This is a genomic window from Phocaeicola plebeius DSM 17135, assembly GCF_000187895.1.
Lineage (GTDB): Bacteria > Bacteroidota > Bacteroidia > Bacteroidales > Bacteroidaceae > Phocaeicola > Phocaeicola plebeius.
This window is the reverse complement of sequence record NZ_DS990134.1, coordinates 144,166-158,898: the sequence shown is the minus strand read 5'-3', so window position 1 is coordinate 158,898 and position 14,733 is coordinate 144,166. Positions and strand designations below refer to the sequence as shown.

Genomic DNA, 14,733 nt, shown 5'->3' with positions numbered 1-14,733 from the left:
TGATATGAAACACCTTTGCGTTTGACTTCAAACGCCCTTACATTTCACTTCAAACGCAAGGACGTTTCAGGCTGAACGCACTTACGTTTGGAAGAAAGGGATACACCTCTCTCAAACAGGCATAAAAAATCCCCCATGCAACCGCATGAGGGATTCCACAAGTAAATTCTATTTCGAGAAATTTATTTTGCTACACGTTCCAGCCATTTTACCATGAACAGCATGACTCCCATTGAAATGAGGCATACAATCATGAAAATAGCCCAGCAATATCCAATAGGAATGGCGTTATACATAAGAGGACCAATCCACAACAGAAGATTACCTACAGCTGTTGCACCAAGCCACAATCCCTGACAAAGTCCCAGAAGATGCTTTGGAGCCACCTTCGAAACGAATGACAATCCAAGCGGAGAGATAAACAACTCGGCTACCGTAAGCAGGAAGTAAAGAACAATCAACACCCATGCACCTGCCTTTACCTGCTGGTCAATAGGAAGTTCTCGATATTCTGCAGCAGAAGGATAACCCATAATGAGTGAATATGCAGACAAGAAGAGATAAGCCAAACCTGCAATGAGCATACCGATGGCAATCTTACGCGGAGTAGAAATCTCCTTGCCTCTTCTTGAAAGAGAACCGAAAATCATCATGATGACCGGAGTCAATGTGATTACAAAGAAAGGATTCACTGCCTGCCATATTTCCGGAGCAATTGTAGATGTATCAACGAAGTCTCTCGCAAAGAGTGAAAGTGAAGTACCGTTCTGATGGAATGAGAACCAAAAGAAAATAACCACGCCAAGCACTGCAAACAAGGCGTAAAGACGCTGTTTGATTTCCTTAGCCATGGCAGCCTTTTCTTCAGCTGTATAAGTAACAGCAGCTGCTGCTTCCTTTTTCCCCGGATTTGGGAACTGACTCTTGGTCACAAAGAAGATAATCAAAGAAATAAGCATTGCGGCAACAGATGCAACAAATGAATAATGAATACCTTCATTAAATACCTGCAAATACTGTGCGCAAGAAGCAGCCATATCGGAAGTTTCACCCACACACTGTGACATCAGCTGATTCAAGTTACCCATAGCCTCAGCCGACATACCGTCTGCACCTTTTGCTATATATTCATGACACAGAGCAGGAAGACCCGCATTGTAGACCATATTGTGTGCACTCAGCCACCAGCTTCTCAACAAAGGAGCGATAAACGGAGCGATAAGTCCACCAATATTGATAAATACATAAAATATCTGGAATCCAGAATCTCTCTTGCTCTTGGCTTCAATCAGTTCTTTTTCCCCCTTCTTTGCAGCCTCTGCTTCAAGGTCATCGTACATCTGACCTACAATGGCCTGAAGGTTTCCCTTAAACAAACCGTTACCAAATGCGATGAAGAACAAAGCAATACAAGTAAGTGTAAGCAACCATGATGTATTGCCTGCATTGGCAGTAATAGGAATAGATAATGCAATATATCCAACAGCCATGACCACGAGACCGGCCATGATTGTACCTTTATAATTCTGCTTTCTGTCGGCAATCAGCCCCCCCACAAGACTTAACAGATAAATACCTGCATAAAAGAATGAATAGATAAGTGTACTTTTTTCCTCACTTATACCAAATTTAGAACAAAGAAACAATACCAGTACGGCATTCATGATGTAGTAGCCAAAACGCTCCCCCATGTTAGAAAGTGCAGCCGGTATCAGACCTTTAGGATGCTTGTTAAACATAAATAATGAAGATTTTAATAATTAATAGTGTTAATACTCGTATAAATTCTGTCTCTCGTTCGCAAATATACAATTATTCAGATAAATATGCAAACTTACCTCACTCAGCACCTTGCGGAAGTTTTCCTCTGTACGTACGGCTTATCACGCGTTCAAAGCTATGAATAATCTCCTGTCCCATGTTCACACGCGTGCTGTCCACTTTCCGGATTTCCACAGGCGTAACTGCATCTTTATACTTCGCCTTGCCGATACGGATTTTCATCTTGTCCAGGTTTCCGGTAATGTTCACTCCCGCCTTGAACGGCAACGGTGATTTCAGCACAGAGATGTGATAGTTAAAGTTCATGTCCAAACCCTGGGTTCCTCCCACAGCCGCCTTGTAACGGTCTATCTGAAGTAAGAACGGGTATACCGTCACATTGCCGTCCTGCACGGTCAGGTTCACCGAAATACTGTCGAACACATTCCGTTTCTTGTTCTTGAACATCAATGTTTTGGATATTTCGGCAAAGGTTTCTCCATCCATCAGAACCAGACTGTCGCCTTTAATGTGCATGGCCGCTTTCAGACTTGGAATCTTCACGTTCAGGTTGGAATCGAGCACTGCTTCAGCCGTAGCATCAAAATCGACCATTCCCTTGAAGGAACGGAGCATCGGCACAATCGTATCAAGCGAAGGAATGAAATCGACCAACTTACCGATATTTACCTTGCGCAAACGGAAATCAAAACCGGCATAGCCTCTTGTTTTCCTTCGGGCACGATATACCAACGTGGTTTCCAGGTCTGCTTCCAGTCCGCGCATGGTCAGCTTTTTCAGATAAACCGCCTGATTGCGAATGTCTACCGCTCCTTGCACATTTTCAAACACCATATTTCCGTAAGTCACCTTTTTCAGGTTGGTCTTCAACTCGAAATCAATGTTCTTCGGAATGACAAACAACTGCATCGGTTCTGCCGACGATACCGTGTCGGTCTCTGCCTGAAGCGTATCCTGCGGGAAATTCAGTGCATTAATCAACTGGTTGCAATCGAGGTTGCGGGAAGCGATTTCCAGGTTGGCCTTCAGCATTTTTCCTTTCTTCATTGCCGCATACAGGCCGTAAACCGATCCGCTTGCCGTCAAGTTGGAACGTCCGATACGCATGCTGGCATTTTTCAAGGTGATAACTCTATCGCCTACCGTTACGGCCGTTTTTCGCATTCTCACCGGCAAAGCCAGTTCAGGGGTTCTTAAAGTCAGTCGGTTGAATCCGACAATTCCTTTGGGAAGCCATACTGAATCGCGTACCTTTTCAGCCGTCAAGTTAAAGCCTCCCTTATCCATGCCCATTTTCATATCGCCCATACGGCAGAAGAGAGTATCGGTCTCCAAGGCCACCTTTATATTCGGCATGGCCGGATTCAGTTTACCCGGTTGCAGGTGCAAGGAAGCCTTTGCCTTTTTGCTGAACACCTTCAACGAATCGCCCATTTCTCCTTTCAGGCGACTCATCTGCAATTTACATTCCACGTCAATCAGGCGGGTCGTATCCTGCGGATTCGTAGACCGGACAGTAGCATTCAATTCATCCAAATCGGCAGAAATAGCCGCAGTACGCAAGGAAGCCTTGCGAATGTCCATTTGTGCGGCAAGATTGTCTTCTCCAATGAAACGGAGAGCGGCCTGGCTGGTAAATTCAAAATTCTTCTTGGTATCGCGCAAGAACATGTCCTGCATATCCAGCTTTCCTTTCAAGCGGACACGCCCCCAGTCTTGTTTCTGAATAGTCGACAAGCGACAATGCAAACGGAAATCGGCTCCCACCCGGCCGCCTATCGACACTCCCTCCTGCAAGGGGAAAGTCTTGGCCAGTGCCGTAAGGTCTATTTCCGAACGGGTATGGAAAGTGATGTCAGGGTCGCCCAACAAATCGTCCACTTTTCCGTCGGCCAATATATCGGTGTGAGCTCCCTTGAAACGGAATATCTTCAAATCGGCATACGAGGGCTTTCGGCGCATGAAATCAACGTACCCGCTGAATTCCGCTGTCAGGTCGTCAATACCGTAGGGTAAATCGGCATACTTCGCCGAGGCCTGGTTAATGCTCATGTGAAGTGTGGCTTCCGGCATCTGCTGTTTGCCATAATGTCCTTTCAAGGTTCCTTCTAACGTAACCTCCCCTTTGGCAGTAAGTTCCTGACGCTTCAGCACACTCTCCGGAATCATATTAAACACGGTTTCCAGCGACGGGGCATGCAACTTATAGGTCAAATCTACCAAGGTCGGTCCGCCAATCGTATCCCGCCCGAGAGTACCCGACAAGTCGAGGGCTATTCCATTCAATGTCAGCCCCGTATCCTTCAGCGTAAGTCGTCGGGAAACACGGTCCAGTTGCATATCCGCATTCAGTCCTACAGCCAGGTGATTCACCAATAGCTGTCCGTCCTGCCAGAAGAGCAGATTCTCGTTGTCATACTCCAGTGCCAGCATGGAATAATCTTTCTTCAAAGAAGCTTTCAGATTCATGTTCAGGTTCTGCACACGAGCATATACCCTTGTATCCCTGTCGTCGAACGTCACGTTCGTACGCTTCAAGGCCACACGGTTAATGTCTATTTCCTGAATCTGAGGCTTCTGCGATGTGGTATCCTCTTCTACTGTCTCTTCCGTACTCTTTACGATGTCCCAGTTGCTTTTTCCTTCCTTGTTCTTGAAGGCATATACCGACGCATCCTCCAGTCCCAGATAGCGCAGGCTGATTTTATCATGCAGCAGATAATCCACCGGATTCACCACTACCACACACTTCTTGAAAGAAACCAGTGAATCGGTCTTCTGCCACAACGTGTCATTAATGGCTTTAGACACCAACACCCCATCCGTCACCTTCAGTCCGAAGCGCGGAAAGGTGGAAAAAAAAGTCAGCTCCACACTTTTCATCTGCAAACGGGCATTCAATGACTGATTGGCCACATTCAACACCACCGGCGTCAGCTTTTCCGGTGTAAAAATAAAATTCACCACGATGGTTACGGCCAACAAGAATACAGTCAGTAACGCTCCTAACGAAATGGCCGTCAGCCGAATTGTTTTACGTAATTTCTTGTTCATCTTTTTTCTTTCATAAACAAACTCATCCGTTGTTTGTTCTACGAGTCTCGGTATTGAGGCAATAGGTACAGACAAACTCAGGATGTATCAGGTAATGAATCAGGAAACGGGCCTTGTCCGCTTTCCTATATGATTCACCAGCAAAGGTTCCGGAGGAAGACAATTTAAAAGGACACACTTTCAAGTGTTGCAGGAAATCCACTTCTGCCATATCCAGTACTTTGTACATGGTTTCCTTGGCCGACCAGTGCAAGAGCAACTGATACAGTTCTTCACGCGACTCCATCCGTACTCTTTCCGGCATCTCGTCTTCTCTGATAAAGCGAGATTCTACTTTTCGTACCCGCTCGCCATAAGCCTCAATATCAATGCCGGGCTGGGCAGACTCATGTAAACCGACTGCCACATATCCCTTCGTATGAGAAATAGATACATGATACTCCCCTCCTGTCAGAAACGGCTTTCCGGAAGGTTCATGTCCAATCCGCACTTCTTTCCCCAACATCGTTCTCAGCAGCACACGGACTGCCAGGTATTCCAATTTCCGGGAAGAAGCCTTCAGGCCTTCAAGTTCCTGCCGCACCACATCGTCCGACAGACAGGCACAAAGTTCCTCCATCGTTTCCGTCACCTGCCAGATTCCCCATCTGCCATTCTCCTCCGTCCAAGTCTTCAGCAGCGGCATACTTACTTCTCCTTCGACTCGTCTTCTTCCTGAGCCACAGGCAAGATGGTCACTTTCACCTTCTGGATACGACGCGAAGTCATCTCCAGAATTTCAAAACGGTAATTCTGGTAATTGATAATCTCATGCAATGCGGGGAACTCTCCCTTCAGCTCCAGCAAAAGGCCGGCCAGTGAATCCGCATCCCCAGAAACATCCTCAAATACCTCCTCACTATCCTTGATAATCTTATAAAAATCCGACAGCAGAGTCTTTCCTTCGAACACATACACGTTTTCCGTCAGTTTCACGTACGTGCGTTCTTCCTCATCGTATTCGTCATTGATTTCTCCGACAATCTCCTCGATAATGTCCTCCATCGTCACGATACCCGACGTACCTCCAAATTCATCCACCACTACAGCAATATGAATCTTGTTCGCCTGAAAATCACGCAGCAAATCGCCAATCATCTTATTTTCAGGTACAAACAAGGCAGGACGAATCAGGTTCTGCCACTTGAAGTCCTCACCTTTGTCCAAATAAGGAAGCAAATCCTTGATATACAATATACCTTTAATCTGGTCACGCGTTTCTTCATACACCGGAATACGCGAATATCCGTTCTCATTGATACACTTCAGAACCTCAGAAAAAGTAGAATGTATTTCCAAATCCACAATATCCAGACGGGAAGTCATTACTTCCTTCGCGGTTTCTTCTCCAAAACGGATGATTCCCTCCAGCATATTGTTTTCTTCCGGTGTTTCCTGAATATCTGTCAATTCCAATGCCTGAGAAAGTTCATTAACCGACAAATTCCGGACTTTCCGCTTCTGTGAAAAACGGTTGATAAAGAAAGAAGACCGGACCAGCAATGAAGAAATAGGCCAAAATACGGTGCGCAAAACCGTCACTACGGGAGCAGCCTTACGGGCAAAAGGTAAAGTGTGCTGTGCCGAATAAATTTTCGGCATAATTTCGCCGAACAGCAACAACAGGAAGGTCAATACGACCGTTACAATCAAGAATTCCAGAATCTTTGCTTCTCCAAAATCAATCACACTGGCAAACACATAGTTCAACAGCATAATGATGGTCACATTGACAAAGTTATTCGAAATCAGAATAGTGGCCAGCAGGCGCTCTGAATCCTCCAGTAAAGCCTTGATTTTGGAGTCAGAAGGGTGATTCTCCTCCTCTATATCGTTCAAATCAGAAGGAGACAACGAAAAGAAAGCTATTTCAGAAGCAGAAACGAAGCCCGAAGTATATAACAACATAAGGGCCAGCAGCAAAGCAAAAGCAGCCCCTAACGAAAGGGGCATTACGGTAATTCCGTTACAAAGCTCCGTCCAGCGGAGCAAACACGAGTCAGGGTCCATTCTATCTACCTGTAGTTAAACATCAATTTAAGACCGCCTGAGATTAAAACGGCAAATCATCCGAAGGATTGTTCTCAGGCTGAGCAGCAGCCGGTGAAGCGGCCTGTGGTTGTGCAGGAGCAGCAGGCTGGGCAGCGCGCGGAGTCAGCATTTCCATATTGTCACCGAAAATTTCCACCACGTAACGTTTCACCCCATTCTGGTCGTCGTATGAGCGTGAGCGGATTTTTCCTTCGATGTACAGCTTATCGCCTTTGTGTACATATTTTTCGGCTGTTTCAGCCAGTCCGCGCCACAACACGATGTTATGCCATTCCGTACGTTCAGGCACCTGCGTACCATTGGCCAGCGTATAGGCACGGTCTGTGGTAGCCAGCGGGAAAGTAGCCACAGCCACTCCACTGTCCAAATATCTTACTTCAGGGTCTTTCCCTACATTTCCAATCAATTGTACTTTATTCAATGACATAATTTTATTTTTTATAATTTGGTTTCAAAAGTAACGAAAAAAAACGAGATATCAAGCGCGACACGGGGAATTTATGCAAATCGTCAATCAGAACACGCTGAAATCCAGAAAGGACAGCATCCTCCTCTGCCAGTTCCACTTCATAGCATCGGGCATGGATTACCCGGTGCGACAACACGTGTTTCACCTCAGGCGATACCACGCGGAACATACGTATGGAGCGGTCACCTACCAGTTCCCGGAATGCCGGAAGAGAGAAAATTTCTTCTTCTCCTACTTCCTGTTCCGTTTCAATCAGCGGGAATTCGTACAGATTCTGCCAAATGTCTCCGGCATCACGTCTTTTTATAAATGTATGCACGCCTGCACGCACGTAAATATAAGAAAAATAACGGTCTAACACCTTCGTTTTACGAGCTTTCCAGGGAAGTTTGTCCACTAAATTCTTTTGCAGGGCCACGCAACTGTCTGAAAGCGGACAGAACAGGCAGGAAGGCGATGACGGCACACACTGCAAGGCTCCGAAATCCATGATGGCCTGATTATACAATGCCGGACGAGATTTATCCATCATTTCATCTGCCAGCGAAGCATACAGCTTTTTTCCGGCTCCTGTATCAATCGGTTCTTCCACGCCCAGCCATCTGGACAATACGCGATACACATTTCCGTCGACCACCGCATACGGCATGTCGTAGGCAAAAGAGCAAATGGCTGCAGCCGTATAGTCTCCCACCCCTTTCAGTGCCCGGACTTCCTCATAACGCACGGGGAAAGCCCCTTTTTCGGCAATCGTACGTGCAGCTTCGTGCAAGTTACGGGCTCGCGAATAATAGCCCAGCCCTTGCCAGCACTTCATCACTTCGTCTTCCGAAGCCTTTGCCAGTGTTTCTACATCCGGAAAATGCTCCATAAAACGGCAGTAATAATCATACCCCTGCACCACACGGGTCTGCTGAAGAATGATTTCCGAAATCCATATCTTATAAGGGTCTTTGGTGTCACGCCAAGGCAGGTCACGCTTGTTCTCCTTGTACCAGTCAATTATTGTAGTTGCAAACAAATTCATCCAATCTATAATTTGGCTGCAAAAATAATACATTTGCCCGACATATCAGAAAAACCACGTCATACAGCTGTATAAAAGACTCGTAACCCTCAAAAAAGCACGAGTTTTCTAAAAAAATATTCTCAAGAAATTTTCGAAAGATACAGAAAAGCTATATATTTGCAGTCCAAAAATTTAAGATAACGTATAACAATAATTATTAGCGAAATGACTAAAGCAGATATTGTAAACGAAATTGCCAAGAACACAGGTATTGACAAGGCAACAGTATTGGCAACCCTTGAGGCGTTCATGGGATCAGTAAAAGAATCTTTGTCGAAAGATGAAAATGTCTACCTTCGTGGTTTCGGTAGTTTCATTGTAAAGAAAAGAGCGCAGAAAACTGCTCGTAATATTTCTAAGAACACTACCATTATTATTCCGGAACACAATATTCCGGCATTCAAACCTGCAAAAACATTTACTCTATCAGTAAAAAAATAATTAACATTTAGTATTAACCCATAAAATTTTGAAGCTATGCCAAGCGGAAAGAAAAGAAAAAGACATAAAATGTCTACACACAAACGTAAAAAAAGACTAAGAAAGAACAGACATAAAAGCAAAAAATAATTGTTAGTCTGTCCGACTTCAATAAAGAACAAACTTGCAAAGCTCAACAAAAGTCTTTCAGGTTTGTTCTTTGTGTAATTAGCAACCTAGTAAAAACAAAAAACCAAGTAAGAAAGTGACAAGCGAATTAGTAGTAGACGTACAGCCCAAGGAAATCTCTATTGCCCTCATGGAGGACAAGAACCTGGTAGAGTTTCAGAAAGAGGAACGAAACCTCTCCTTTTCCGTAGGCAACATGTACGTAGGAAAAGTCCGGAAACTCATGCCCGGCCTCAACGCCTGCTTCGTAGACGTAGGCTTTGAGAAAGACGCTTTTCTTCACTACCTGGACTTGGGACCACAATTTCATTCTTACCAGAAGTACCTCAAGCAAGTAATCAGCGACCGGAAAAAGCTCTATCCCATGTCGAAAGCTTCCATGCTGCCCGACATTGAAAAGGATGGAACCATTTCCAGCGTGCTCCAGCAGGGACAGGAAGTCATCGTACAGATTGTCAAGGAACCGATTTCCACCAAGGGGCCGCGACTGACCTGCGAATTGTCGTTCGCCGGACGCTATCTGGTACTGATACCTTTCAACGACAAAGTATCCGTTTCACAAAAAATCAAATCCAGCGAGGAAAGAGCACGCCTCAAACAACTGCTGCAAAGCATCAAGCCTAAAAACTTCGGAGTCATCGTACGTACCGTGGCCGAAGGAAAGCGCGTGGCAGAACTGGATGCGGAACTGAAAGTCCTGCTGAAACATTGGGAAGAAACCATCACGAAAGTACAGAAGGCCACCAAACTGCCCTCACTGGTTTATGAGGAAACAAGCCGCACCGTAGCCATGCTGCGCGACTTGTTCAACCCGTCGTACGAAAACATCTATGTGAACGACGAAACCGTTTTCAACGAAGTAAAAGATTATGTAGCACTCATTGCTCCCGAGCGTACGGGCATCGTGAAGCGCTACACCGGCCAGCTCCCTATTTTCGATAACTTCGGCATCACCAAGCAAATCAAATCTTCTTTCGGGAAAACCGTTTCCTACAAGAGTGGAGCTTATCTGATTATCGAACATACGGAAGCACTGCATGTGGTGGACGTAAACAGCGGAAACCGTTCCAAATCGACCAACGGACAAGAAGCGAACGCACTCGACGTGAATTTGGGCGCAGCCGATGAGTTGGCACGCCAGCTTCGTCTAAGGGATATGGGAGGTATCATTGTGGTAGACTTCATCGATATGAACCTGGCTGAAAACCGGCAGAAACTTTACGAACGCATGTGCCAGAACATGCAGAAAGACCGGGCTAAGCACAACATCCTTCCTCTGAGCAAATTCGGACTTATGCAAATCACGCGCCAGCGTGTGCGTCCGGCCATGGATGTTACTACTGATGAAGACTGCCCCGTATGTTTCGGAAAAGGAAAAATCAAACCTTCCATTCTGTTTACCGATACATTGGAAAGTAAGATTGACTATATGGTCAACAAGCTGAAAGTGAAGAAATTCACGCTACACATTCATCCTTATGTCGCTGCCTACGTAAATCAGGGACTCATGTCCATGAAGCGCAAATGGCAGATGAAATATGGATTTGGCATCAAAATCGTTCCGAACCAGAACCTGGCGTTCCTGCAATATAAATTCTTTGACGTGAACAACCAGGAAATGGACATGAAGGAAGAATTCGAAATTAAATAATCAGAAGGCCGTCTCCCATCGCAAACAAGGGAGACGGCCTTTTTTGTCTCCCAGCACAAAGGCCTTTCATCCTCTCTTTCCTGATTGACAAACGCACAGCAGATAAAAGAATAACTATTCCACATTGTCTAGGTTTCCCTTGGCAGAACCTTATGTTTTTCGTCTGAGAAACCTAGAGTTCCGTACCGGGAAACACAGGTCTCTCAGGTGAAAAACGTAATTGCCGTAAAAGCACTGAAACAAAACTGTACCTGTGTTTTCTCTTACCCCATCCCGCACGTTGCACACCGGAATTCAGTTTTTATCCGCTATGCCCTTGTTGATTTCCTCCTTTTTTTACTACCTTTGCAATCAAGTATCATTTTAATACAAAAACATGAAAATACGTAGCATTTTATTTATTCTTGGGGTTACATTCTCTCAGTTTTCACTGGCACAACAGACTTTGCCGCGCGATCCGGACTGCTGTACCAGCATCATGGTGGGGAAACTGGCCTCAACTGACGGCTCTGTCATGACAAGCCACACTTGCGACAGCTGGTACCGTACGTGGGTAAACGTAGTACCGGCAGCAGATTTTGCCAACGACACAGTGATGAACATTTACGACGGACGCATGCACACGGAATCGGTCAACGACCAGACGAAACTGACCGTGAAAGGACAGATTCCGCAGACCAAGCATACCTACGCTTTTCTGGATACGGCTTATCCGTGCCTGAACGAGAAGCAGCTGGCCATGGGAGAAACCACCATCAGCGGACGGGATACCCTGCGGAACCCTAAAGGAATGTTCATGATTGAAGAACTGGCCCGCGTGGCATTGCAACGCTGCACTACGGCCCGCGATGCCATTCAGCTCATGGGCAAGCTGGTGAAGGAATACGGTTATGGCGATTCGGGCGAATGTCTGACCATTGCCGACCCGAAGGAAGTATGGCACTTTGAAATCTTCGGCGAAGGCCCCGACCAGATTGGCGGTGTATGGGCTGCCGTACGTATCCCCGACGATGAAGTGGGCGTATCGGCCAATATCTCACGCATCAGCACGCTCAACCTGAAGGATACACGTAACTATATGGCTTCTGAAAACGTGTTCAGCGTGGCCAAGAAACTCAAGCTGTGGGACGGCAAGGAACCGTTCAAGTTCTGGAAAGTTTACGGAGGTCCGAACTATTTCGGCAAGATGCAGGCATTCAGCATCCGCGAGTTCTTTATCCTGAGCACACTGGCTCCGTCGCTCAAGCTTAGCATGGACGATGAGGAACTGCCGCTGAGTGTAAAACCGGAAAAGAAAATCAGCAATGCCGACGTGATGGCTTACCTTCGCCAGACGTATGAAGGTACGGAATGGAGCGTAACGAAAAACCTGAAAGTGGCTGTCAAGGACAGAAAAACCGGAAAGACTGATACCATTACCAGCCCGCGTGCCAACCCGTGGATGCGTACCGACGAGGTACAGCTGTTCAATGCACTGCAAAAAGGTGCCGTGACAGCCAACCGCAACGTGGCCGTGCCGCAATGTGCGTACTCTACCGTCATCCAGTTGCGCGACTGGCTTCCGGATGCCGTGGGAGGTGTCTGCTGGTTTGGCATGGACAACCCCGGACAGAGTCCGCGCGTGCCCATCTTCTGCGGTACGACCGACCTGCCGGAAATGTTCAAGATTTGCGGCAACCACCGCTACCGCCTGGATGCTGCCTTGTGGCACTATCGCCAGGCCAACAAGCTGGCTACCGTGAGATGGGGAAATGCCCGGAAGATTTTGGAAAAGAACCTGCTCCATTTTGAAAGAAAAGGACTGGAAGAACTGCCGATGGTGGAACAACGCTATGCCGAGCTGGTCAAGAGTCAGGGAGAAGAAGCTGCCAAGGCTTATCTGACCGACTATACCAAAGACTTTATCGGAGCTACCCTTCTGCGCTGGGACGAAATGACTGCCAAATACTGGAATGACTACCGTTTCGGATTCTGATTCCTTATTAATACACACGTAAAAAAACACATAGAAAAATATGAAAACAGTTACATTTATCTCTGCATTACTTCTTGCTTCGGCCACCGTTCAGGCACAGCCCAAGGCCGAAGGCTACCAGTTTACTACCGTAGTCAACCAGAAAGTGACTCCGGTCAAGAATCAGGCTGCCACCGGTACTTGCTGGTGCTTTGCCACTACCTCTTTCATCGAAGCCGAACTCCTGCGTCAGGGAAAAGGTGAATTTGATCTCTCGGAAATGTACATTGTCCGTCAGAAATACATGAACCAGTTGAACGACAACTACCTGCGCCATGGAAAAGGCAACATCGGTCAGGGAAGCATCTCACCCAGCTGGTTTACGGCTTTCACTCAAGTAGGTATCGTGCCGGAAGAAGTGTACAGCGGTATCAATTACAACTCCCCTACCCACAACCACAAGGAACTGGCCTCTTATATGGAAGTCATTGCCGAAAAGGCCGTACAGATGCGCCAGCGCAGCCCGGAATACGACAAGCTGATCAAGAGCCTGTTCGACATCTACATGGGCGAACTGCCTGAAAAATTCACCTACAAAGGCAAGGAATACACTCCGCAGTCCTTCGCACAGAGCCTGGACATCCATCCCGAAGACTACGTCATGCTGACCAGCTTTACCCACAAGCCCTACTACCAGGCCTTTGAAGTAGAGATTCCCGACAACTGGGAACATGCCAAGATGTATAACCTTCCGCTGGATGAGATGATGGAAGCTACAGACTATGCGCTGAAAAACGGCTATACCGTATGCTGGGACGGAGACGTCAGCGAAAAAGGTTTCTCTTTCAAGCACGGAGTAGCCATCAATCCGGAAACCGGAAAGACAGAAGACCTGAAGGACACTGACTTTGCCCGCTGGCAAGGTATGGATGCACAGGAAAGACTCAACGAAGCCTTCAAGTTTGAATATCCTTGTCCGGAAGTCAAGGTAACTCCCGAAATCCGCCAGAAAGGATACGAATCTTTCGTAACAACCGATGACCACCTGATGCACCTCACCGGCATCGCCAAGGACCAGAACGGCACGAAATACTACATCACCAAAAACTCCTGGGGAACCGACCGCAATGATTTTGGCGGTTACCTGAACATGTCGGAAAGCTACGTACGTGCCAAGACCATCTACGTACTTGTACACAAAGATGCCCTGAGCAAGGACATGAAGAAAAAGCTCGGACTGGCCGACTAAAAACCTGCCTGAAAAACAACCAGGTTACCAAAATGGATGCTTATCTTTGCTGCTGTCAACAGATAAGCATCCATTTTTTTATGAAAACTGAAGACTATACTCCCATTTTAGAGTCGGCCGGCATCCGTCCCACCTCTACCCGACTGCTCATCTATGAAGCCATTGCCCGAAACAGTGACACGTTCAGCCTGAGCACATTGGAAAGACAACTCGACAGCATCGACAAGTCGGTCATCTTCCGCACCCTCGTGCTCTTTCACGAGCACCACCTGATACACAGTGTAGACGACGGTAGCGGCTCACACAAATACTGCATCTGCCACAACCACGGACACTGCCACGAAGAAGAGGCCCATTGCCACTTCTATTGCGAAATCTGCCAGAACACCTACTGCCTGAACGAAGACCTGATACCGCACATCGACCTGCCCGAGGGATTCATTGCCCGAAAAGTGAACTACATCGTGAAGGGTATCTGCGCCAAGTGCGCCGCCAAGCACTCCGTTTAAAGCCGTTTTGTTGATTTACATCAATAAAACACCGGAAAATCAAAATTTCATGTTATAAAACATATATTCTATTCAAAAAAGCTCTATCTTTGCAGCGTAATCAAGAACGAAAGTTCAACGGTTACCAGGAAAAAAGATTGTTATAGGATTTAAAAAGATTGTTTTTACCTCGTCGGGATGACGACGTATTTTTAGATTAGGTTTTAGATTTAAGGTATTAAAGTTTTTTATTCACTAAAAAGAAAGGGTAACAACATGAAAACGATGAAGAATTTCATTCAGAAGGTCTTCAAGGG

11 protein-coding genes are annotated in these 14,733 nt (G+C 46.5%); 5 read left to right on the top strand and 6 right to left on the bottom strand.

The features are described 5' to 3' along the window. Positions 1–182 precede the first annotated feature (182 nt). The 6 genes from BACPLE_RS15535 to mutY form a co-directional block, all read right to left on the bottom strand. Positions 183–1,739, bottom strand: coding sequence for a peptide MFS transporter (locus tag BACPLE_RS15535; protein WP_007563685.1), 1,557 nt, complete (start codon positions 1,737–1,739; stop codon positions 183–185). Positions 1,740–1,839: 100 nt separating this feature from the next. After that, the gene (locus tag BACPLE_RS15530; RefSeq protein WP_007563684.1) at positions 1,840–4,836 is read right to left on the bottom strand and encodes an AsmA family protein; all 2,997 of its coding nucleotides are present in this window, start codon (positions 4,834–4,836) and stop codon (positions 1,840–1,842) included. A 22-nt stretch (positions 4,837–4,858) separates the two neighbouring features. Beyond that, positions 4,859–5,521, bottom strand: coding sequence for a 4'-phosphopantetheinyl transferase family protein (locus BACPLE_RS15525; RefSeq protein ID WP_007563682.1), 663 nt, complete (start codon positions 5,519–5,521; stop codon positions 4,859–4,861). Between the two features lie 2 nt (positions 5,522–5,523). Then, complete coding sequence (gldE, locus tag BACPLE_RS15520) at positions 5,524–6,885, bottom strand: gliding motility-associated protein GldE (RefSeq protein WP_040313336.1); 1,362 nt, start codon at positions 6,883–6,885, stop codon at positions 5,524–5,526. Positions 6,886–6,928: 43 nt separating this feature from the next. Continuing rightward, a complete protein-coding gene (locus tag BACPLE_RS15515) occupies positions 6,929–7,354 on the bottom strand; it encodes a single-stranded DNA-binding protein (RefSeq protein ID WP_007563679.1) in 426 nt (141 codons plus the stop codon). Positions 7,355–7,358: 4 nt separating this feature from the next. Beyond that, positions 7,359–8,423 carry an A/G-specific adenine glycosylase gene (gene mutY, locus BACPLE_RS15510; protein WP_040313335.1) on the bottom strand — a complete coding sequence of 355 codons (1,065 nt, stop codon included), beginning with the start codon at positions 8,421–8,423 and terminating at the stop codon, positions 7,359–7,361. A gap of 207 nt (positions 8,424–8,630) precedes the next feature. Between mutY and BACPLE_RS15505 the strand changes: the two genes are divergently transcribed. From BACPLE_RS15505 to BACPLE_RS15485, 5 genes are all read left to right on the top strand, one after another. Beyond that, on the top strand, positions 8,631–8,906 hold the full coding sequence (locus tag BACPLE_RS15505) for an HU family DNA-binding protein (protein ID WP_007563675.1): 276 nt from the start codon (positions 8,631–8,633) through the stop codon (positions 8,904–8,906). Positions 8,907–9,150: 244 nt separating this feature from the next. Continuing rightward, positions 9,151–10,725, top strand: a complete 1,575-nt coding sequence (locus BACPLE_RS15500; RefSeq protein ID WP_007563673.1) for an Rne/Rng family ribonuclease — start codon at positions 9,151–9,153, stop codon at positions 10,723–10,725. 376 nt (positions 10,726–11,101) lie between these two features. Then, positions 11,102–12,700 carry a dipeptidase gene (locus tag BACPLE_RS15495; protein WP_040313334.1) on the top strand — a complete coding sequence of 533 codons (1,599 nt, stop codon included), beginning with the start codon at positions 11,102–11,104 and terminating at the stop codon, positions 12,698–12,700. A 40-nt stretch (positions 12,701–12,740) separates the two neighbouring features. After that, positions 12,741–13,928 (top strand): C1 family peptidase, encoded by a 1,188-nt coding sequence (locus BACPLE_RS15490; RefSeq protein ID WP_007563667.1) that lies wholly within the window; start codon positions 12,741–12,743, stop codon positions 13,926–13,928. 80 nt (positions 13,929–14,008) lie between these two features. After that, on the top strand, positions 14,009–14,437 hold the full coding sequence (locus BACPLE_RS15485) for a Fur family transcriptional regulator (RefSeq protein ID WP_040313333.1): 429 nt from the start codon (positions 14,009–14,011) through the stop codon (positions 14,435–14,437). The last annotated feature ends 296 nt before the right edge of the window (positions 14,438–14,733 follow it).